The following is a 21,758-nucleotide window of genomic DNA, read 5'->3' as shown; positions in this document are numbered from 1 at the left end:
GCTACAGATTTAGTGAAGGTTGGGCTGGGCACCCTGGCCCTTTTCATCGATGAGATAACCGCGCCGGAAGCGGTCCAGCCGGAAGGCCGTTGCCGTTTCCTGCGGTGCGCCGCGCGCCAGAAGATGGGCGAAGCAGAAACCGGAAGCGGGCGTCGCCTTGAAGCCGCCATAACACCAGCCGGAATTCAGGTAGAGATTGCCGATCGGGGTCTGGTCGATGATCGGCGAACCATCCATCGACATATCCATGATGCCGCCCCAGGAGCGTAGCACCCGGACGCGCGAGAGCGCCGGTATCATCGCCTTGCCTGCCTCCGCGACATGTTCGACCGTCGCCAGATTGCCGCGCTGGGCATAGGAGTTGTAACCGTCTATATCGCCGCCGAAGACGAGGCCGCCCTTGTCCGATTGCGAAACGTAAAAATGGCCGGCCCCGAAGGTGACGACACCATCGATGAAGGGCTTCAGCCCCTCAGACACGAAAGCCTGCAGCACATGGCTTTCGATCGGCAGTTTCAGTCCGGCCATGGCGGCCACCTGCGAGGAATTGCCGGCTGCCGCGAGCGCCAGCTTGCCGCAGCCGATGAAGCCCTTGGCGGTCTCCACACCCACGACCCTGTCGTTTTCGCGGCGAATGCCGGTTACCTCGCAGCCCTGAATGATATCGACGCCGCGGCTGTCTGCGCCGCGCGCATAACCCCAGGCGACGGCATCGTGACGCACGGTGCCGCCGCGTCTTTGCAGCAGGCCGCCCTGCACCGGAAAGCGGGCATTGTCGAAATCGAGGAACGGCAGCATGGCCTTGACTGCGGCGCGGTCCAGCAATTCGGCGTCGACGCCGTGCAGCCGCATGGCGTTGCCACGCCTTGTATAGGCGTCGCGCTGGGCATCCGAATGATAGAGGTTCAGCACGCCGCGCTGGGAAACCATGGCGTTGAAGTTGAAATCCTGCTCCAGCCCTTCCCACAGCTTCATCGAAAGCTCGTAGAAGGGATTGTTACCCGGCAGCAGATAATTGGAGCGAATGATCGTGGTGTTACGGCCGACATTACCGGAGCCGATGTAGTTTTTTTCCAGCACCGCGACATTGGTGACGCCGAATTCTTTCGCAAGATAATAGGCCGTCGCCAACCCGTGTCCGCCGCCGCCAACGATGATGACGTCATAATGCGGTTTCGGAGACACCTCCCGCCAGGCGGGTTTCCACGCCTTGTTGCCGAAAAGGCCGTTCTTGAAAATGGAAAAGGCGGAATAGCGCATCTGGTACCTCGAACGATATCGCGCAAGCTTACCGGCGTCGTTCGAAAGGGAATTGCAAATAAGGGACATAATGATTTAAAAAAGAGACATGACGACCATCGAGCAGAAGAATGTCCAGCGCATTGGTTTCATCCTGGTTCCGAATTTCGCGCTGATGTCTTACGCCTCGGCGGCGGAGCCATTGCGCGCCGCCAATCTGATCGCCGGAACCGATCTTTACGATGTGGTTCCGCTTTCTTTCGATGGCGAGGCCGTCAGAAGTTCTTCCGGCATCATTGTCGGCTGCGAGGCACTCGCCACCGCAGGCGAGAGATGCCACACGATCTTCGTCTGCGCAGGGGGCGGGCCGCAGGACTGGATCGTTGCGGAAAATTCCTACGGCACGTTAAGGCGGCTGGCGCGGCAGGGTGTCCGGATCGGGGGCATTTCCAGCGGCGCTTATGTGCTGGCGGCGGCGGGATTGCTGGAAAACCGCGATTTCACCATTCACTGGGAGCATGCGCCGGTGCTGAAAGAGGCCTTCGACCATCTGACGCCCCGGCAGGCGCGGTTTGTTTTCGACGGGGACCGCATCACCTGCGCCGGCGGCGTCGCGCCCCTCGACATGATGCATGCGATGATTTCGCAGAGAATGGGCGCTCATTTCGCACGGCGTGTCAGCGACTGGTATCTGCACACGGCCGTGGCCGAACCCGGCGCGCCGCAAAGGGGTTCCGCCGCCGAGCGCCATGGCACCAACCATCCGGCCCTGCTGGCCGTGCTGGAAAAAATGGAAACGACCATTGAAAGCCCGCTCGACCGGCAGACCATGGCGAAACTGGCGGGAACCAGCGCGCGCCACCTCGACCGGCTTTTCGCAACCCATCTGAAAACGACATTTCTGGAAACATACCGCGCGATCCGTCTCGATCACGCCCGGCGGCTGCTGGAGCAAAGCCCGCTCTCCATTGCCGAAGTGGCCTTCGCCACCGGCTTCTCAAGCGCCGGGCATTTTTCGGGAAGCTTCAAGGCCCGGTTCGGCCATACCCCAAATACAATGCGGCAAAGATTTCCTCCGAATTAAAATAGTTTTCCTGTAAGGAAGGGAAAACACGATAATGCCGGAGGACATCATGGCGAAGGATACCACCAAAACCGAAACTGCGCAGTTCCTGTCGCAGGATCCGCATGCCATCCGCGAGCCAAGGGTCAACAATCTGGAAATGGCGATTGGCCATGAGGTGCGCGCCTATCGCAAGAAACTCGGCATCACGGTCACCGATCTTGCATCGGCCACCGGCGTTTCCGTGGGCATGCTTTCCAAGATCGAAAACGGCAATATCTCGCCGTCGCTCACAACGCTGCAGACGCTCTCAAAGGCGCTGGGCGTGCCGATCACGGCCTTCTTTCGCGGTTTCGAGGAGCCGCGCAGCGCCACCTTCGTCAAAGCGGGGCAGGGCGTGAATATTGAGCGCAGGGGCACTCGCGCCGGTCATCAATACAGCCTGCTCGGCCATATCGACAACAATACCAGCGGCGTCACCGTCGAGCCCTATCTCATCACGCTGACCAAGGATTCGGACGTGTTCCCGACCTTCCAGCATGAGGGAATGGAGTTTCTCTACATGCTGGAAGGCGAGGTGGTTTACCGCCACGGCGAGCGGCTTTTCACCATGCAGGCCGGCGACAGCCTGTTTTTCGACGCCGATGCGCCGCACGGGCCGGAGGAATTGGTGAAGCTTCCCGCCCGTTATCTGTCGATCATTTCCTATCCGCAAAGGCGGCTGGGCAATGATTGATAATTTGCCTTAGAAGAAAAAAATATTCCTGATAGTTGACGGAATGGAATTCCATATGTTAGCCCTTCATTCAGAAACGAATGGAGGTGCTTGTCGATGTGCGGCATTGTTGGACTATTCCTGAAAGACAAAAGCCTTGAACCGCAGCTGGGTGCGCTGCTTTCGGATATGCTCGTCACCATGACCGATCGCGGCCCGGATTCGGCCGGCATCGCGATCTACGGAAGCGCTGCCAATGGCCGCGCGAAAGTGACGATCCAGTCGGCCGATCCGGCCGCCGATTTTTCCGGCCTCGCCGAAGCGCTGAAGGAAAGCGGCGTCGATGCCGTGGTCACGGTGAAAAGCACTCATGCTGTTCTCGATATTCCCGCCGAAAAACTGGATGGTATCCGTCCGGTTCTTTCCGCAATCCGCCCGAACGTGCGCGTGATGGGTTCCGGCGACAGCGTCGAAATCTACAAGGAAACCGGTCTTCCGAAGGATGTCGTCACCCGTTTTGACGTGCGCTCCATGGCGGGCACCCATGGCATCGGCCACACCCGCATGGCGACGGAATCGGCGGTGACGACGCTTGGCGCGCATCCCTTCTCCACCGGCGCAGACCAGTGCCTGGTGCATAATGGCTCGCTTTCCAACCATAATAATCTGCGCCGCGAACTGGTGCGCGAGGGCATGGTCTTCGAGACCCAGAACGACTCGGAAGTCGCCGCCGCCTATCTCACCGCGGAAATGGCCAAGGGCAAGGATCTGGGCGAGGCGCTGACCGGCGCGCTCGATGATCTCGATGGTTTCTTCACTTTCGTCGTCGGCACCAAATCCGGTTTCGGCGTGGTGCGTGATCCCATCGCCTGCAAGCCTGCTGTCATGGCCGAGACCGACCAATATGTCGCTTTCGGCTCTGAGTATCGCGCTCTGGTCAATCTGCCCGGCATTGAAAATGCCCGCGTCTGGGAGCCGGAACCGGCGACCGTCTATTTCTGGGACCATGAAAAGGCCGCCTGAGACCCGTCATCGGCGCCTGTTTTGAAAGTCATAATCCATGCCAGTTTTCGATCTCTCCCACACGCCGCTGCGTGAACTCAACAAGGCGCTCCACGGTCTTTCCTCGGGCGCAAACGACACCGAATTCGAGGTCGTCAATCCGCGCGGCCACCATGCCGTGGCGGTTGGCATCGACAGCCCCGTCACCGTCGATGTGCATGGTTCGGTCGGTTATTATTGCGCCGGCATGAATGATGGCGGCACCGTCACCGTGCACGGCTCGGCCGGGCCGGGTGTTGCTGAGAACATGATGTCCGGCACGGTCGTCATCGAGGGCGACGCCTCGCAATATGCCGGCGCCACCGGCCGCGGCGGGCTTCTGGTCATCAAGGGCAATGCCGCCTCCCGCTGCGGCATTTCCATGAAGGGCATCGATATCGTCGTGAAGGGCAATATCGGCCACATGTCGGCCTTCATGGGCCAGTCCGGCCACCTCGTCGTGTGCGGCGATGCGGGCGATGCGCTTGGCGATTCCCTTTATGAGGCGAAGCTTTTCGTGCGCGGTTCGGTGAAGAGCCTGGGTGCCGATTGCATCGAGAAGGAGATGCGGCCCGAACATCTCGAAAAGCTCGCTGAACTTCTCGACAAAGCCGGCGTCACGGATGTCAGCCCTGGCGAGTTCAAGCGCTACGGCTCGGCACGCACGCTCTACAATTTCAACATCGACAACGCCGACGCGTATTGAGGCGAGGGATATTCCGATGAGCTATCACAACCCCTTCACCCCGCCGCGCAAATCCGCAACTTTCGATGACCATACACTGGCGGAAATCCGCCGCGCGGCTGCGACCGGCATCTATGATATTCGCGGCGCGGGCACTAAGCGCAAGGTGCCGCATTTCGACGATCTCCTGTTTCTCGGCGCGTCCATCTCGCGTTATCCGCTCGAAGGTTATCGCGAGAAATGCGATACGACAGTTACACTCGGCACGCGCTTCGCGAAGAAGCCGATCACGCTGAAAACGCCGATCACCATTGCCGGCATGAGCTTCGGTGCTCTGTCAGGCAACGCCAAGGAAGCGCTCGGCCGGGGCGCGACCATCGCCGGCACCTCCACCACGACCGGCGATGGCGGCATGACGGATGAGGAGCGTGGCCACAGCCAGACGCTGGTTTATCAGTACCTGCCCTCCCGTTACGGCATGAACCCGAAGGATCTGCGCCGTGCGGACGCCATCGAGGTCGTCGTCGGCCAGGGCGCGAAACCGGGCGGCGGCGGCATGTTGCTCGGCCAGAAGATTTCCGATCGCGTCGCCAATATGCGCAACCTGCCGAAGGGCATCGATCAGCGTTCCGCCTGCCGTCACCCTGATTGGACCGGCCCGGACGATCTCGAAATCAAGATCCTCGAACTGCGCGAAATTACCGACTGGGAAAAGCCGATCTATATCAAGGTTGGCGGCGCACGGCCCTATTACGACACGGCGCTGGCGGTGAAGGCCGGTGCGGATGTGGTGGTGCTGGACGGCATGCAGGGTGGCACGGCGGCCACGCAGGATGTCTTCATCGAAAATGTCGGCATGCCCACGCTTGCCTGCATTCGCCCCGCCGTGCAGGCGCTTCAGGATCTCGGCATGCACCGCAAGGTGCAGCTCATCGTCTCCGGCGGCATCCGTTCGGGTGCTGATGTTGCAAAGGCGCTGGCGTTGGGCGCGGATGCGGTCGCCATCGGCACGGCGGCGCTGGTGGCGCTTGGCGACAATGATCCCAAGTGGGAAGACGAATACCAGAAACTCGGCACCACGGCCGGCGCTTACGATGACTGGCACGAGGGCAAAGACCCCGCCGGCATCACCACGCAGGATCCGGAGCTTGCCGCTCGCCTCGATCCCGTCGCCGCCGGCCGCCGTCTTGCCAATTATCTGAAGGTCATGACGCTCGAGGCGCAGACCATCGCGCGTGCCTGCGGCAAGAACCATCTCCACAATCTGGAGCCGGAAGATTTGGTGGCGCTGACGATGGAGGCGGCCGCCATGGCGCAGGTTCCGCTGGCGGGAACCAACTGGTTCCCGGGCAAAGGCAGCTTTTAAGCCATAAAGAACGGACGGGCGCATTTGGGAGGATGTGCCCGTCTTTTTTCGATGAAGTGTCTGATATTCAAAAAAAGGGGAATGACGTGACACTGGACCTCTCCAAATTTGCTGCCGAAAAGGGCATCAAATATTTCATGATCAGCTATACCGATCTCTTCGGCGGCCAGCGCGCCAAGCTGGTTCCTGCAGAAGCGATTGCCGATATGCAGAAGGATGGCGCGGGTTTTGCGGGCTTCGCCACCTGGTTCGATCTGACGCCCGCCCATCCCGATCTTTTCGCCGTGCCCGACGCTTCCTCGGTCATCCAGCTTCCGTGGAAAAAGGATGTCGCCTGGGTCGCTGCCGATTGCGTGATGGAAGACCAGCCGGTGGAGCAGGCGCCGCGCGTGGTGCTGAAAAAGCTCATCGCTGAGGCGGCGAGCGAAGGGCTCAGGGTCAAGACCGGCGTGGAGCCGGAATTTTTCCTGATTTCGCCGGATGGTGCGAAAATCTCCGACGAATACGACACGGCGGAAAAGCCCTGCTACGACCAGCAGGCGGTGATGCGCCGTTATGATGTGATCGCCGAGATTTGTGATTACATGCTGGAGCTGGGCTGGAAGCCCTACCAGAATGACCATGAGGACGCGAACGGCCAGTTCGAGATGAACTGGGAATATGACGATGCGCTGCAGACCGCAGACAAACATTCCTTCTTCAAATTCATGGTCAAATCCGTCGCCGAAAAGCACGGGCTGCGCGCCACCTTCATGCCGAAGCCGTTCAAGGGCCTGACCGGCAATGGCTGCCATGCCCATATTTCGGTCTGGGACCTCGACGGCAAGGTGAACGCCTTTGCCGACAGGGAAATGCCGTTCGGTCTGTCGGCCAAAGGCAAGACGTTTCTCGGCGGCATCATGAAACATGCGTCGGCTCTTGCGGCCGTCACCAATCCGACGGTCAATTCCTATAAACGTATCAACGCGCCGCGCACCATTTCCGGCGCGACCTGGGCGCCGAATACGGTGACCTGGACCGGCAATAACCGCACCCATATGGTGCGCGTGCCCGGGCCGGGGCGGTTCGAACTGCGCCTGCCGGATGGCGCCGTGAACCCCTATCTGCTGCAGGCCATCATCATCGCCGCAGGCCTTTCCGGTGTCCGCTCCAAGGCCGATCCCGGTCCGCACTACGATATCGATATGTATCGCGAGGGCCACAAGGTCACGGACGCACCGAAGCTGCCGCTCAACCTTCTCGATGCGCTGCGCGAATATGAGAAGGATGCGGAATTGCAGCAGGCGCTCGGTACTGAATTCTCGAAGGCCTATCTGAAGCTCAAGCAGGGTGAGTGGAACAGCTATTGCTCGCAATTCACCGCCTGGGAGCATCAGACCACCCTCGACGTCTGAGCCCGGTTTTCCCGCCGCCCTTGCGGCTTTTCCCCGCGCTGATCAAGAGCGCGGGGTTTTTCACTAAAGCGCGTCGCGTCCAATCTGGTTCATGCCCCGCGCTTTTGATCTTTGTTTTTAATCATGTCTCCCAAAACCGCTGCACACTTTTGGGAGACATGCTTTATCTATGACAGAAAGAGTGCCAGATGACGAACTTCGTCCTGACCGTGACATGCAAATCCACCCGCGGCATCGTCGCCGCCCTTTCAGGCTTTCTCGCTGAGAAGGGGTGCAACATCGTCGACAGTTCGCAATTCGACGATCTCGGCACCGGTCGTTTTTTCATACGTGTGGGTTTCATTTCCGAGGAGGGTGCGACACGCGACGCCTTGATGGCCGGGCTTGCTCCGATCTCGGAAAAGTTCGGCATGGAGGTGGCGCTGCACGACCAGGCAGAGCGGATGAAGGTTCTTTTGATGGTGTCGCGCTTCGGCCATTGCCTCAATGACCTGCTCTACCGCTGGCGCATCGGGGCGCTGCCGATCGATATTGTCGGCGTCGTCTCCAACCATTTCGATTATCAGAAGGTCGTGGTCAATCACGACATTCCCTTCCACCACATTCCGGTGACGAAAGAGAACAAGCCGCAGGCCGAAGCCCGGATCATGGAGATCGTGGAAAGTTCGGGTACGGAACTCATCGTGCTGGCGCGTTACATGCAGGTGCTTTCCGACAGGATGTGCGAGGCGATGTCGGGCAGGATCATCAATATCCACCACTCCTTCCTGCCGTCCTTCAAGGGGGCCAACCCTTACAAGCAGGCCTATCAGCGCGGAGTGAAGCTGATCGGCGCGACGGCGCATTATGTGACTGCCGATCTGGATGAGGGACCGATCATCGAGCAGGATACCGTGCGCATCACCCATGCCCAGTCGGCCGAGGATTATGTGTCGCTTGGCCGCGACGTGGAGGCGCAGGTGCTGGCGCGTGCCATACACGCCCATATTCACCGTCGCGTATTCCTGAATGGCAGCCGAACCGTTGTGTTTCCCCCAGGTCCCGGCTCTTACGCTTCGGAAAGAATGGGATGAGCATTCTGCGTGAGCCGTGCTGATGTTGCCATAAAGAGAGCACGGCGCTAAATAAGCTGGTACGCCATAATACAAAGCCATTTCCCGCTTTTGTTCGTAACCGCGTTGCGACGAAACGGGAGGTGTCAAACGAGGTGATACCATGACAGATGCTTCGCACGGAACTGCCATTCGCGTTGAGCGCCCGACAAAGACGCTAAGGGAACTCGCTCTCGACAAGGTCCGTGACGCCATCGTGAACGGTTATTTCCGCCCGGGCGACCGTCTGGTGGAGCGCGATCTCTGCGCCCAGCTCGGTGTTTCCCGCACCATCGTTCGTGAGGTCCTGCGGCACCTGGAATCCGAGGGGCTGGTGGCGAATTTGCCGAACAAGGGCCCGATGGTCGCGATGCTCGATCTCGATGAGGCGAAGCAGATTTATGAAATTCGCGGTGCGCTGGAAGGAATGGCGGCGCGCCTTTGTGCGGAACGTCGCGATCCTGCCATCGTGGAAGCGCTCGAAGCGTCCCTCAGTCATATCCGCGAAAGCTATGTCGAAAAGGATATGCCGGGCGTTCTGGCGCATACCTCGTCCTTTTATCAGACGCTGTTCAGCAAGATCGACCGGCATGTCGCCTGGGGCGTCGTCAACCTGCTGACGGTGCGGATCAACCATCTTCGTTCGATGACGATCAAGACGAAAAGCCGCGATACCGAAGGTCCGGCGCAAATGGAAAAGATCGTCGAGGCCATCCGGCAGGGGGATGGAGACGCCGCTTACAAGGCGGCTCTGGACCATGTCGCGAGCGCAAGCGCGATTGCGGAAGCTGTTCTCATCGCCCAGAAGACCGGCAAAGAGTAACCTCTTCCGCCTCGTGTGCGGCTAAAATTTCCGGCGCAGTATCTAGCCTGCGTCGGCACCTATTCCCGCGAGCGTGGTTTGCAGCATTTCCCGAACGGCAGCTACCAAATTGTTGAGCGGCTGGTCGTCACGGTAAAATGGCGCCGCCGTCCGGACACGCCGGTAGAGCGTATCGGCGCCGGGCGCACGGCCGGCTTCGTCTGGCTGCATGTCGTAGGCCTGCGCGGCGCTCATGATCTCGATCGCCAGAATGGTTTCCAGATTGCCGATAATCGAAAGCGTCTTATCGGCGGCGGCGGTGGCATGTGTCAGTATATCCTCCTGCAAGGCGGAGGTGATGCCGCCATCGAGGCTGGCGGGGGCGGCGAGGCGGCGGTTTTCCGCGGCAAGTGCTGCGGCCGTGTACTGGATGATCATGAAACCGGAACAGACACCATCGCTTTCCGCCAGAAAGGCGGGCAGCCCGCTGACAAGCGGGTTGACGAGCCGGTCGATACGCCGCTCGGAAATCGCCGCAAGTTCGGCCGCGGCCGTCGCCAGCCCATCCATGGCAAGCCCGAGCGCCGCACCGACGGCATGGGCCTGGGAATGGACCTCGGGCGCTTGCGGCGTGCCGCCGACGACCGGGTTGTCCGTGACGCTCGCGAGTTCGCGGTCTACGACGTCCGCGATCTGCGCGACGCTGTCGCGAACGGCGCCGTGCACCTGCGGCACGGCGCGCAGGCTGAGCGGATCCTGCGTGCGCGATCCGGCCGACCGGGCAAGAAGCGGGCTTGCCGCCAGAAGCTGGCGCAGGTTTGCGCCGACGGTCTGGATGCCGGGTGAGCTGCGCAGTGCCAGCGGCCCTGCGGCGAAGGGATCGGCCTGCGCACCAAGGTTTTCATAGCTCATCGCCGCTGCCGCATCGGCCCAGCCAAGGAGCGAAGTCGTGCGGGCGAGCGCGAGGCTGGCGAGACCGGTGGCGCAGGGTGTGCCGTTGACGAGGCTCAGCCCCTCCTTCGCCTGCAGAACCATGGGTTCGAGGCCGAGCTTTTCGAGCCCCTGCCTGCCGCTGATGAGTTCGCCGCCGTGGCGGGCCCGGCCTTCGCCGATCAGCACCAGCCCTATGGCCGCGGCATGAGTGAGATAACCCACCGAGCCTTTTGACGGAATAACGGGAAGAATATCGCCATTCAGCAGGGCGAGCAGCGCTTCGACCATTTTGACCTGCACGCCGGAATGACCATGCGCGAAGTTGTTGATCTGGGCGGCCATGATGGCGCGGGTTTCTTCGCGCCCGAGCGGTTCTCCGACGCCGCAGGAGTGGCTGAGCAGGATGTTGCGGGAGAGGGCCTGCTGCTGCGGGATGTCGACGATCACATCGCAGAGCGCGCCGACACCCGTATTGATGCCGTAACCGCGCACCCGTTTTTCGACGAGTGCATCGACGATGGCGCGGGCTTCGGCAATGCGCCGCCACGCTTTATCCGACAGGGAAAGCGTGGCGCCTTTTGCAACAGCGGCGATCTCTTGCCAGGTGAGGGGACGATCGATGGTGATCGTATCAGCCATGCTGGCCTTCTCCCGCACCCGTGCGGCGCTCCACAAAACGGGCGACATAGTCGTTTGCGGGGCTGTTGAGGATCTGGTCCGGCGTTCCCACCTGCACCAGTTTGCCGTCCTTCAGGATCGCGATCTGCGCGCCGATGCGGAGCGCCTCATCGAGATCGTGGGTGATGAAAACAATGGTCTTGTGCAGGTTCTTTTCGAGCTGCAGCAACTGGTCCTGCATGTCGGCGCGGATCAGCGGGTCGAGCGCCGAAAAGGCCTCGTCCATCAGGATGACGTCAGTATCGGCGGCGAGCGCGCGGGCGAGGCCGACACGCTGCTTCATGCCACCGGAAAGCTGGTGCGGAAACTTGTCCTCATAGCCAGAAAGGCCGACGGTCTCGATCCATTTCATGCCGATGGGCCTTGCATCGGCCTTGGTCAGCCCGCGCACGCGTTGGCCATAAACGACGTTCTGCAAGACGGTGCGGTGCGGCATCAGGCCGAAATTCTGGAACACCATGCTGACGCGCCGGTTGCGGAAGTCGCGCAGGTCCTTCGGTTTCAGCGCAAGAACATTGTCGTCTCCGACAAGAATCTCGCCGCTTGTCGGTTCGATAAGGCGGTTGATGTGGCGCACCAGCGTCGACTTACCGGAACCGGAGAGGCCCATGATCACGAAAATGCGGCCGCCCGCTATATCGAGGCTGACATTGTCGAGCCCGACGCTGCATCCCGTCTTTGCCAGGATGTCGCTCTTTTCCGCGCCCTGCTGCGCCATGGCGAGCGCAGCCTTCCAGTTGCCGCCGAAGATCTTGGACACGTTGCGGATATGGATATCAGTCATTGCCCATTTCCTTCCGGCTGGATCGGCCAAAACCCTGGGTGATACGATCGAGCACGATTGCGAGAATAACGATGCCGAGGCCCGCTTCGAGGCCCTTGCCGACATCGAGCGTCTGGATGCCGTTCAGCACCTGCTCACCAAGGCCGCGCGCGCCGATCATCGAGGCGACGACGACCATGGAGAGCGCCATCATGATCGTCTGGTTGAGGCCGGCCATGATCGTGGGCGTGGCGAGCGGCAATTCGACGCCGAAGAGGATTTGTCGCGGGCTGCCGCCAAATGCGGTTGCCGCCTCCACCACTTCGCGGTCCACCTGCCGAATGCCGAGATCGGTCAGGCGGATCAGCGGCGGCACGGCATAAACGATGGTGGCAAGCACGGCCGGAACCTTGCCGAGGCCGAAAAGCATGATGGCGGGAATGAGATAGACGAAGCTCGGCATGGTCTGCATGACGTCGAGCACCGGCAGGGTAATGCGCCTTGCCCATTCGCTTTTGGCAAGCAGGATGCCCATGGGCACGCCAATGACGATGGAGATGAGGCTGGCAATCAGCATCAGCGCCAGCGTCTGCATTGTCAGGTCCCAGAGACCGAGCGCGCCGACGATGAAAAGCATCACCGCCACCATGATGACGAGCGAAATCTTTTTCGCCGCGAACCAGGCGAGCACCAGGAAGACCAGAAAAATGACCCACCAGGGCAGACCGCGCAGCACCCATTCCACGAAGAGGATCGCCTGCAGGATCGTCTGCGATATCGCCTTGAAAACGGAGCCGTAATTCACCACCAGCGAACGCACGATCTCATTGATCGGGCCTCGGATGGAAATATGGAAAACTTCAGGAAACATTGGTGTCGTCCTCGCGCCTGCCGACCCCATGTCCGGTAGCCGGCCCCTGTCCTGACGGGAAAATGCGCGCCGGAAGCCCGGCGCGCCTGCGATGTTTACTTGACGGCGGCTTCGATCCGCGCCTTGGCGTCCGCAGAAACCCAGCTGCCCCAGATATCGGCCTTGGTCTGAAGGAAGGTCTTTGCGGCGGTTGTCGCATCGACCTGCTTGTCGGTCATGTAGGCGAGGCTGGAGTTGATCTCCGCCAGCGGGAATGTCCCCTTTTCAAGGATCGCGATGATGTCCGGCGCTTCCTTCGCAAAGGTGCTGTTCACGCCATAGGCCACCTCGACGGAGGGGAAGGCGCAACCGGCGTCGCGCTTTCCATCGGCGCTCGTCAGTTCCTTCCAGCAGGCGTCGCTATAGGCCGGCTCCTGCAACTGGATGAGCTTGTATTTGCCCATGATTGCCGTCGGGCTCCAGTAATAGAACAGCATCGGCTCGCCCTGGAGATAGGCGGCGGCAATTGCGGCGTCGAGAGCGGTGCCGGTGCCGGGGCGGAAGTTCACATAGTTTGCTTCCAGCTTGTAGGCCTGCAGCTTGGCGGTGTTGACGCCTTCGCAGGTCCAGCCCGAGGGGCAATTGAGGAAGCGGCCCTTGGTCGGCTCTTCCGGATCCTTGAACAGCTCGACGATCTTCGGGTCGGAAAGCTGGTCGACGCTCTTCAGGTCCGGAGCCTTGGCTTCGATGCCTTTTGCCGGGTCGCCCTTGACCAGATATTCCGGCACGAACCAGCCTTCGGCGGCGCCGACGAAGGTCTTGCCGACCGATGTTACCTGCCCGGCTTCCGCAGCCTTGTTCCAGACGTCGGAGCGGCCGATCCATTCTTCAGCGAAGATCTGCACGTCGTTATTGGCGGTCGCCTGTTCCAGCGTCACGGAGTTGCCGGGAATGGAATCGACCTTGCAATCATAGCCCTTGGAGAGGATTTCCTTCATGACTTCGGTGATGAAAGCACCGCTTTCCCAGTCGATGCCGGCGAAGGTGATGGTCTTTCCAGCGGCGCAATAGCCTTCCGCCTTCGCGGACCCGGCATAGGCTCCCATGATGAGCGCGGTGGTGGCCAGCGCGATTTTCAGCTTTGAATTCAGCATTGCATTCCCCTTTTGGTTTGATGATTGGCAAGTTGCTGGCATGCGTTTTGTGGTTTCAGCCGGGCGTGCCCTGGGCAGATGTCTACCCCTGAGCCCGGCGGTCATTGGTGCATTTCATGTCCCGTCGAAATCGGCGGCCGGGCGCCCGTCGAATCAATATGGAATTCGATGTTCATCCTGGAGCGGCGTGTCGGAAGTTCACTATACAACTTTGAGAAATTCATATGCTTCCCGCGCATTGGCCATTCCGAGTCGAAGGCGTATGCGGTTGGCGGGTTCTGGCAAGGGCGGTCTTTCAGCGCATATTGCGCGACCGAGCCGTCGAGCATAGCTTCGGCATTGGTATGGCAGCTCCTGCCGTTGCGCTGGGCGGGCATTCGAATATCGCCCCGACTATCGGCGGGAGACTTGCGGCCGCTGGAGATCGAGTCTTCGCTTGCCATTATTTTCCCCTCAAGTTGTATATGTAACTTCACACATTTGCGAAAGACAAGCAAGGTGGGATGTGATAATTTTGTGCTTGCGCGGATTCTGGCTGCGTTTTGTGCAGTCGCCCGATTTTTAGGAGTTTCAATGCTGCCCGTCACCGAAAACGAGTTTCCTGTCTCGGGCGATCGCTCCTCCCTGCCGCTGTATGAGCGGGTGAAAGAACAGATCAAGGAAAAGATCGCCAGCGGTGAGTGGTTGACCAACCACAGGATACCCTCCGAAAACGAGATCGTCGACATGCTGGGTATCAGTCGCATGACGGCAAACCGCGCCCTGAGGGAGCTGGCAACCGAGGGGGTAATCGTTCGCGTGCAGGGGCGCGGGTCTTTTGTTGCCCCGAAAAAGCGAAGCGCCGGCATGATGGGCGTGCGCAACATCGCCGACGAGATCAAGGAGCGCGGTTCGACGCATCGGCCTAGCCTGATCCTCGCCCAGACGGAAGTTTGTGGTCCCGATCTCGCAACCGCGCTGGAGATCGCCGTGGGAGCGAAGGTTTTTCACTCTATCATCGTGCATCACGAAGACGATGTGCCAATCCAGCTCGAAGATCGCTTCGTTAATGCGGAGATCGCTCCGGATTATCTGATGCAGGATTTCAATACGCTCACCCCGAATGCTTATCTCACGGCGGCGGCACCGATTTCTCGGACCGAGCAATTCATCGAGGCGGCATCGCCCCAGCCCTGGGAATGCAAATTGATGGCCATCAGCCGAAACGAGCCGTGCCTTCTCGTGCGCCGCAGAACCTGGTCATCGAGCCGCGCCGTCACGTCCGTGCGGCTGCTCTATCCGGGTTCCCGATATCGGCTTGAAAGTCAGGAATAGAGGCGGCCAGCCTCGGCTGCCCTGATCTTCCGGAACATTATCGCCGTATAAGGCGGCCACTTGCGCATCTAGCCCGGCTGATGACGTCCCGGTCAAATCTGCCCCATTTTCCCGCCTCCAATCGTTGCTTGCCAAGTGCAATCGGTTGCCCATAGCGCTCGACTTGTCGGCGACGACAATCCTCAAAATTCAACTGCTCGCCCTTGCGAGATTACGGTACTTGACAGTCATATATTATGGCATACCATAAGCCATCATATTTACGGAGAGAGCGCTGATGTCCATCCAGATCCGCAAGACCCTGCTGCAGGTCGAAACGACGTTGATTGAGGGGGGCAAGGCTGCCGCAGCGCCGTTGAAGCTGTTCGCCGCCATTGCGGTCGTTAAGAATCCTTGGGCGGGCAAAGGTTTCGTGGTCGATCTGAAGCCGGAAATTCACGCAGGCGCGCCGGTACTTGGCGAATTGCTGACGAAGATGATCCTTGACGCTGTCGGTTCCGGCGAGGCGGTGGAGGCCTATGGCAAGGCGGCCGTCGTGGGGCTGGATGGTGAGATCGAACATGCTTCCGCGCTCATCCATACGCTGCGCTTCGGCAATCACTATCGTCAGGCGGTTGGCGCCAAATCCTACCTCGCTTTCTGCAATACGCGCGGCCCCGGCAATGCGCCGATCATGATCCCGCTGATGGACAAGAATGATGAGGGCCGCCGTTCGCATTATCTGACGATCCAGACTGCCATTCCCGATGCCCCGGCTGCGGACGAGATCGTGGTCGCGCTCGGTGCTTCCGTTGGCGGCCGGCCGCATCATCGCATCGGCGACCGTTATCAGGATCTGAAGGATCTCGGCCAGGATGTCGCCAATCCGGCCGGCGTTTGAGGCGAACGCCAATGCAAAGGGTCGCCGACACGTCACGGGTCAACGGTGCAAAGACAGGCGCCGCCACGCTCCCCCGGAAAACGACCGGAGGCGGGGCCGCCTACTTCGAAGCCGGCGCGGGCGAGAATCTGATCCTCATCCACGGTGTTGGAATGCGGCTCGAAGCCTGGACGCCGCAGATCGAGGTGTTTTCGAGGACGCACCGCGTCATCGCGGTCGACATGCCCGGCCACGGCGGCAGCGAACGTCTTGCGGCCGGCAGCACTCTTGAGGATTTCGTCGGCTGGTTCGGCCGGTTTCTCGACGACATGCGGATAGAGCGCGCCAATGTCGCCGGGCATTCCATGGGTGCGCTGATTTCCGGCGGGGCAGCCGCGACGCTTGGAGATCGCATAGCGCGTGTCGGGTATCTGAACGGTGTTTATCGCCGCGACCCCGTTGCGAAGGCGGCGGTGCTCGCTCGCGCGGCGGCGATCCGCACCACGGGCGTGGACAAGGAGGGCCCCTTGCTGCGCTGGTTTGGCGATGATCTGAAAAGCCAGCACGCGCGGGAATTGACGCGAGGCTGGCTGGAAATGGTCGATCCGGAAGCTTACGCGGTCGCCTATACCGCCTTTGCGGGCGGGGACGAGACCTATGCCGACCGCTGGCCCTCGGTCACCTGCCCGGCGCTTTTTCTGACCGGTTCGGACGATCCGAACTCCACGCCCCTGATGGCGGAACAGATGGCGGCGATCACGCCGCGCGGTTATGCCCGCATCGTCGAGGCGCACCGGCATATGGTCAATCTGACCGCACCCGAAACCGTCAATGCATTGATGGCCGAATGGCTGGCTTTAGAGGAGGAGCCGCAATGACCGTTGCAACCCTTGATCCGCGCGCCCTGCGCGACGCATTCGGCGCCTTCGTGACGGGGGTGACGATCGTTACCACCCGCGACGAAGCCGGAAAGCCGGTGGGTTTCACCGCAAATTCCTTCACCTCCGTCTCGCTCGATCCGCCGCTGCTGTTGATCTGCCTTGCCCGCACCTCGCGCAATTTCGCGACGATGACGGGTGCGAAAAATTTCGCCGTCAATATTCTGTCGGAGGGCCAGAAGGATCTGTCCAATACGTTCGCCCGGCCGGTGGAAGATCGTTTTGCCGCTGCCATCTGGTCGGATGCGCCGGCAGGCTCACCGGTCTTTGCCGATGTTGCGGCCTGGTTCGAATGTTCGATGCAGAAGGTTATCGAGGCCGGAGACCACGTCATTCTGCTCGGTCGTATCGACGCTTTCGAGAATAGCGGTCTGAACGGTCTCGGTTATGCGCGGGGCGGTTACTTCACGCCGACGCTGGCAGCGAAGGCGCTTTCGGCTGCGGCGGAGGGTGAGATCGTTGTCGGCGCGGTTCTTGAGCGTCGTGGCGAGATTTACCTGGTTGGTGAGGATGTGCTGTCGCTGCCCGGCTGCGTCGTGGCGGGCGGTGATCCGGTCGCGGCGCTGACGGCGCGGCTGGAAGAGCTGACCGGGCTGCCGGCAAGGACCGGCTTTCTTTACTCCGTTTATGAAAACAAGGCGGATGGGCGTCAGCACATCGTCTACCACGCGCTGGCAGATGGGGACGACGCACCGCGCCAGGGCCGTTTTCTGTTGCCCGGCGCGCTGGCTTCGGCAAAGTTCGACTCCGGCGCGACGGCGGACATTGTCAACCGGTTCGCGCTGGAAAGTTCAATCGGCAATTTCGGTGTCTATGTCGGTAACGAGACTGCCGGCAGGGTCCATCCCATCTCGATGAAGGCGGCAAACCCATGAAATTCTCCCTCTTTGTCCATATGGAACGGCTGGACGCCTCGCAGGATCACAAGACGCTCTACGAGGAGTTCGTAACGCTTTGCGAAATCGCCGATCGCGGCGGCATGCATGCCATCTGGACCGGTGAACATCACGGCATGGATTTCACCATCGCCCCGAACCCCTTCGTGACGATCGCCGATCTGGCGCGGCGCACCAGGACGGCGCGTCTCGGCACGGGCACGGTGATCGCGCCCTTCTGGCATCCGATCAAGCTTGCCGGCGAAGCCGCGATGACCGACCTCATCTGCGATGGCCGTCTCGATATCGGCATTGCGCGCGGTGCTTACTCGTTTGAATATGAGCGATTGCTTCCGGGCCTCGATGCCTGGGGCGCCGGCCAGCGTATGCGCGAGCTGATCCCGGCCGTCAAAGGTGTGTGGGCGGGCGACTATGCCCATGACGGCGAGTTCTACAAATTTCCGGCCACCACCTCTGCTCCCAAGCCATTGCAGCAGCCCTTCCCGCCGATCTGGGTGGCGGCGCGCGATCCGAATTCGCATGAATTCGCCGTCGCCAATGATTGCAACGTGCAGGTGACGCCACTCTGGCAGGGCGATGACGAAGTGGAAACCCTGATGGGCCGTTTCAACGATGCCTGCGCCAAGAACCCGGAAAAACAGCGGCCGAAAATCATGCTGCTTCGCCACACCTATGTCGGTTCCGATGAAGCCGATATCGCCCAGGCGGCGCATGAGATGAGCGTCTATTACAATTATTTCTTCGCCTGGTTCAAAAACGAAAAACCGATCCATCAGGGTCTGATCGAGCGTATTGCGCCCGAAGACATCGCCGCCAACGCGATGCTTTCCACCGATGTCATGCGAAAGAACAACGTCGTGGGCAATGCCGATGATGTGATTAGCCGGCTTAAGGCCTACGAGGCCATGGGCTATGACGAATATTCCTTCTGGATCGATACGGGCATGAGCTTCGAGCGGAAGAAAGCCTCGCTGGATCGCTTCCTTTCCGATGTCATGCCGGCTTTCGGGGAGTAACGCGATGCGCAGTTTCCAGTGCTATATCGACGGACGTTTCGAAGATGGCGAGGCGCGTTTCGCAAGTCTCGATCCCGCAAGCGGCACTGCATGGGCCGAAATGCCGGAAAGCCGCGAGGCCGACGTCGGCCGTGCGGTCGAGGCCGCGCATCGGGCGCTTTACGGAGATGCAGGCTGGCCGAAACTGACGGCGACACAGCGCGGCAAGCTGCTCTACCGGCTCGCCGATCTGGTCACTGAGAATGCGAAGACGCTCGCCGAACTCGAAACCCGCGATACCGGCAAGATCATCCGGGAAACCTCCGCGCAGATTGCCTATGTCGCGGATTATTATCGTTATTATGCGGGTCTGGCCGACAAGATCGAGGGCGCCTATCTGCCGATCGACAAGCCGGATATGGATGTCTGGCTGCGGCGCGAACCCGTGGGCGTCGTGGCGGCCATCGTGCCGTGGAACAGCCAGCTGTTTCTCGCCGCCGTCAAGATCGGCCCGGCACTCGCGGCCGGCTGCACCCTTGTCGTCAAGGCCTCGGAAGATGGGCCGGCACCTCTTCTGGAATTTGCCCGGCTGGTGCATGAGGCCGGTTTTCCCGCCGGTGTGGTCAATATCGTCTCCGGCTTCGGCGCGTCCTGCGGCACGGCGCTCACCACCCATCCGAAAGTGGCCCATATCGCCTTTACCGGCGGTCCGGAAACGGCGCGTCATATCGTGCGTAATTCGGCTGAAAACCTTGCCTCCACCTCGCTGGAACTCGGCGGCAAATCGCCGATCCTCGTTTTTGCCGATGCCGATCTCGAGAGCGCCGCCAATGCGCAGGTGGCGGGCATTTTCGCCGCGACCGGCCAGAGTTGCGTCGCCGGCTCGCGGCTGATCGTCGAAAGAAGCGTCAAGGATCGGTTCCTCGATATTCTGAAGGCGAAGGCTGAGGCGATCCGCATCGGCTCGCCGCTGGATATGGCGACGGAAGTAGGCCCGCTGGCGACGGAGCGCCAGAGGAAGCACATTGTTTCTCTGATTTCCGCCTCCGTGGACGCGGGCGCCAAGGTTGTCACAGGCGGTGCGCCGGTAGACGGCGACGGTTATTTCTATCGGCCAACCATTCTCGATTGCGACGGCATTCGTTCCCCATCGATGGAGAAAGAGTTCTTTGGCCCCGTCCTCTCGGTCGTTTCCTTTGAAACCGAAGCGGAAGCCATCGCGCTGGCCAATGACACGGTCTATGGGCTTGCCTCCGGTGTCTTCACGCAGAACCTGACGCGCGCTCACCGTTTGATGAAAGCGATCCGTGCCGGCATCGTCTGGGTGAATACCTATCGTGCGGTCTCGCCGATTGCGCCTTTCGGCGGATTCGGCCTGTCGGGCGACGGACGCGAGGGCGGGCTTGCGGCGGCGCTCGATTACACGCGCACCAAGACCATATGGCTGCGCACCTCCGATGACCCGATCCCCGATCCCTTCGTGATGCGGTGAGCCCATGTTTTACGAAATCCGCACCTACCGGCTGAAGAACGGCGCCATCCCCGCCTACCTCAAGGTGGTCGAGGAGGAGGGTATCGAAATTCAGAAGAGCCATCTCGGCGAGCTGGTGGGTTACTTTTTCTCCGAGATCGGCCCGATCAATGAGATCGTTCATATCTGGGCCTTTTCGAGCCTGGATGACCGCGAGGAACGGCGCGCACGGCTGATGGCCGATCCGCGCTGGTTGTCCTTCCTTCCGAAAATCCGCGACCTCATCGAAGTCGCCGAAAACAAGATCATGAAACCGGCGCGGTTTTCACCGCTCAGGTGAAATGCGCCGGTCGCGACGTGCATACCAACAAGAAGCTCTAAAACGGAGTAAGGGAACATGAAATTGAAACTGGTATTGACGACATGCGCCGCTCTTTTTGCCCTTGGTGCATCCGCTGAGGCGAATGATCTGGTTTTCTCCAGCTGGGGAGGAACCACGCAGGACGCCCAGAAGGCGGCCTGGGCTGAAAAATTCATGGTGTCGACCGGCATTAACGTGGTGCAGGACGGTCCGACAGACTACGGCAAATTGAAAGCCATGGTCGAGGCGAACGGCGTGACCTGGGATGTGGTCGATGTCGAGGGCGATTATGCCGCGCAGGCCGGCCCGAAAGGCCTGTTGGAGAAGCTCGATTTTACCGTCATCGACAAGACCAAGCTCGATCCGCGCTTCGTGACGGACTACTCCGTCGGCAGCTTTTATTATTCCTTCGTCATCGGCTGCAATGTCGATGCCGTGGCCGCCTGCCCGAAGAGCTGGGCGGATCTGTTCGACACCGCGAAATTTCCCGGTAAACGAACCTTCTACAAATGGTCGGCACCGGGCGTGATCGAAGCCGCCCTTCTGGCCGATGGCGTGGCCGCCGACAAGCTTTATCCTCTCGATCTCGACCGCGCTTTCAAGAAGCTCGATACGATCAAATCCGATATTATCTGGTGGTCCGGCGGTGCGCAGTCGCAGCAATTGATTGCATCTGCGGAAGCTCCCTTCGGAAGCGTCTGGAACGGCCGCATGACGGCGCTTGAAAAAAGCGGCGTGAAGGTGGAAACCTCCTGGCAGCAGAACATCACCGCGGCGGATTCCCTCGTCGTTCCCAAGGGAACGAAGAACAGGGATGCGGCGATGAAGTTCATCGCGCTCGCCACTTCTGCGCAGGCGCAAGCGGATATGGCGACCGCGACGGGTTACGCGCCGGTCAATATCGAATCCGCCAAGCTGATGGATCCGGAAACCGCCAAGACCCTGCCGGACCAGCAGACGGCAAGCCAGGTCAATGCCGATATGAACTACTGGGCGCAGCATCGCGACGAGATCGGCGAGCGCTGGTACGCCTGGCAGGCGAAGTAAGATAACGGCGCGGGCCGCGACAGGCGCCCGCGCGATTTTCCACGTCCGGGAGGTTTGGGCATGGTCTCGCTTACCGATGAAACAGTCAGCCCGAAAGCGAAGG

The 21,758-nt window shown here is 60.5% G+C and carries 21 protein-coding genes; 16 read left to right on the top strand and 5 right to left on the bottom strand.

Features of this window, described 5'->3' with window-relative positions; all coding sequences use genetic code 11:
- Nucleotides 1–9 precede the first annotated feature (9 nt).
- Nucleotides 10–1,260: a sarcosine oxidase subunit beta family protein gene (locus AGR7B_RS18230; RefSeq protein WP_080857512.1), complete on the bottom strand. Its 1,251-nt coding sequence runs from the start codon at nt 1,258–1,260 to the stop codon at nt 10–12.
- An 88-nt stretch (nt 1,261–1,348) separates the two neighbouring features.
- On the opposite strand from AGR7B_RS18230, the gene AGR7B_RS18225 reads away from it, so the two are divergent.
- From AGR7B_RS18225 to AGR7B_RS18190, 8 genes are all read left to right on the top strand, one after another.
- Nucleotides 1,349–2,323, top strand: coding sequence for a GlxA family transcriptional regulator (locus AGR7B_RS18225; RefSeq protein WP_080857511.1), 975 nt, complete (start codon nt 1,349–1,351; stop codon nt 2,321–2,323).
- A 34-nt stretch (nt 2,324–2,357) separates the two neighbouring features.
- A complete protein-coding gene (locus tag AGR7B_RS18220) occupies nt 2,358–3,038 on the top strand; it encodes a helix-turn-helix domain-containing protein (RefSeq protein ID WP_065656561.1) in 681 nt (226 codons plus the stop codon).
- A 96-nt stretch (nt 3,039–3,134) separates the two neighbouring features.
- A complete protein-coding gene (locus tag AGR7B_RS18215; RefSeq protein ID WP_080857510.1) occupies nt 3,135–4,040 on the top strand; it encodes a class II glutamine amidotransferase in 906 nt (301 codons plus the stop codon).
- Between the two features lie 37 nt (nt 4,041–4,077).
- Nucleotides 4,078–4,764 (top strand): GltB/FmdC/FwdC-like GXGXG domain-containing protein, encoded by a 687-nt coding sequence (locus AGR7B_RS18210; protein ID WP_078052084.1) that lies wholly within the window; start codon nt 4,078–4,080, stop codon nt 4,762–4,764.
- A gap of 16 nt (nt 4,765–4,780) precedes the next feature.
- The gene (locus AGR7B_RS18205; RefSeq protein WP_078052083.1) at nt 4,781–6,109 is read left to right on the top strand and encodes an FMN-binding glutamate synthase family protein; all 1,329 of its coding nucleotides are present in this window, start codon (nt 4,781–4,783) and stop codon (nt 6,107–6,109) included.
- Nucleotides 6,110–6,195: 86 nt separating this feature from the next.
- On the top strand, nt 6,196–7,503 hold the full coding sequence (glnT, locus tag AGR7B_RS18200) for a type III glutamate--ammonia ligase (RefSeq protein ID WP_065656696.1): 1,308 nt from the start codon (nt 6,196–6,198) through the stop codon (nt 7,501–7,503).
- Nucleotides 7,504–7,691: 188 nt separating this feature from the next.
- A complete protein-coding gene (purU, locus tag AGR7B_RS18195; protein ID WP_078052082.1) occupies nt 7,692–8,576 on the top strand; it encodes a formyltetrahydrofolate deformylase in 885 nt (294 codons plus the stop codon).
- Between the two features lie 142 nt (nt 8,577–8,718).
- On the top strand, nt 8,719–9,417 hold the full coding sequence (locus tag AGR7B_RS18190; protein WP_080857509.1) for a GntR family transcriptional regulator: 699 nt from the start codon (nt 8,719–8,721) through the stop codon (nt 9,415–9,417).
- Nucleotides 9,418–9,459: 42 nt separating this feature from the next.
- On the opposite strand, the gene AGR7B_RS18185 is transcribed toward AGR7B_RS18190, so the two are convergent.
- From AGR7B_RS18185 to AGR7B_RS18170, 4 genes are all read right to left on the bottom strand, one after another.
- Entirely contained in the window at nt 9,460–10,968 is a 1,509-nt protein-coding gene (locus AGR7B_RS18185) for an HAL/PAL/TAL family ammonia-lyase (protein WP_080857508.1), read from the bottom strand.
- A complete protein-coding gene (locus AGR7B_RS18180) occupies nt 10,961–11,791 on the bottom strand; it encodes a quaternary amine ABC transporter ATP-binding protein (protein WP_003519594.1) in 831 nt (276 codons plus the stop codon). Before AGR7B_RS18180 ends, AGR7B_RS18185 begins: the two co-directional genes overlap by 8 nt.
- Complete coding sequence (locus tag AGR7B_RS18175) at nt 11,784–12,641, bottom strand: ABC transporter permease (RefSeq protein ID WP_003519593.1); 858 nt, start codon at nt 12,639–12,641, stop codon at nt 11,784–11,786. The genes AGR7B_RS18180 and AGR7B_RS18175 overlap by 8 nt, the downstream gene beginning before the upstream one ends.
- Nucleotides 12,642–12,736: 95 nt before the next feature.
- On the bottom strand, nt 12,737–13,774 hold the full coding sequence (locus AGR7B_RS18170; protein WP_080857507.1) for an ABC transporter substrate-binding protein: 1,038 nt from the start codon (nt 13,772–13,774) through the stop codon (nt 12,737–12,739).
- Between the two features lie 573 nt (nt 13,775–14,347).
- Between AGR7B_RS18170 and hutC the strand changes: the two genes are divergently transcribed.
- The 8 genes from hutC (at nt 14,348) to AGR7B_RS18130 (ending at nt 21,655) form a co-directional block, all read left to right on the top strand.
- Entirely contained in the window at nt 14,348–15,088 is a 741-nt protein-coding gene (gene hutC / locus AGR7B_RS18165; protein WP_065656553.1) for a histidine utilization transcriptional repressor HutC, read from the top strand.
- A 277-nt stretch (nt 15,089–15,365) separates the two neighbouring features.
- Entirely contained in the window at nt 15,366–15,968 is a 603-nt protein-coding gene (locus tag AGR7B_RS18160) for an amino acid synthesis family protein (RefSeq protein WP_080857506.1), read from the top strand.
- A gap of 11 nt (nt 15,969–15,979) precedes the next feature.
- Nucleotides 15,980–16,825: an alpha/beta fold hydrolase gene (locus AGR7B_RS18155; protein ID WP_080857505.1), complete on the top strand. Its 846-nt coding sequence runs from the start codon at nt 15,980–15,982 to the stop codon at nt 16,823–16,825.
- On the top strand, nt 16,822–17,760 hold the full coding sequence (locus AGR7B_RS18150) for a flavin reductase family protein (RefSeq protein WP_080857504.1): 939 nt from the start codon (nt 16,822–16,824) through the stop codon (nt 17,758–17,760). The genes AGR7B_RS18155 and AGR7B_RS18150 overlap by 4 nt, the downstream gene beginning before the upstream one ends.
- Nucleotides 17,757–18,797, top strand: coding sequence for an LLM class flavin-dependent oxidoreductase (locus AGR7B_RS18145; protein ID WP_080857503.1), 1,041 nt, complete (start codon nt 17,757–17,759; stop codon nt 18,795–18,797). Before AGR7B_RS18150 ends, AGR7B_RS18145 begins: the two co-directional genes overlap by 4 nt.
- Before the next feature lie 4 nt (nt 18,798–18,801).
- Nucleotides 18,802–20,268: an aldehyde dehydrogenase gene (locus tag AGR7B_RS18140; RefSeq protein ID WP_080857502.1), complete on the top strand. Its 1,467-nt coding sequence runs from the start codon at nt 18,802–18,804 to the stop codon at nt 20,266–20,268.
- A gap of 4 nt (nt 20,269–20,272) precedes the next feature.
- The gene (locus AGR7B_RS18135) at nt 20,273–20,587 is read left to right on the top strand and encodes an NIPSNAP family protein (RefSeq protein ID WP_065656547.1); all 315 of its coding nucleotides are present in this window, start codon (nt 20,273–20,275) and stop codon (nt 20,585–20,587) included.
- Nucleotides 20,588–20,644: 57 nt separating this feature from the next.
- The gene (locus AGR7B_RS18130; protein ID WP_080857501.1) at nt 20,645–21,655 is read left to right on the top strand and encodes an ABC transporter substrate-binding protein; all 1,011 of its coding nucleotides are present in this window, start codon (nt 20,645–20,647) and stop codon (nt 21,653–21,655) included.
- Nucleotides 21,656–21,758 lie beyond the last annotated feature (103 nt).

Source organism: Agrobacterium deltaense RV3 (assembly GCF_900013505.1).
Lineage (GTDB): Bacteria > Pseudomonadota > Alphaproteobacteria > Rhizobiales > Rhizobiaceae > Agrobacterium > Agrobacterium leguminum.
The sequence above is the reverse complement of the archived record's forward strand: the minus strand, read 5'-3'. Positions and strand labels throughout refer to the sequence as shown.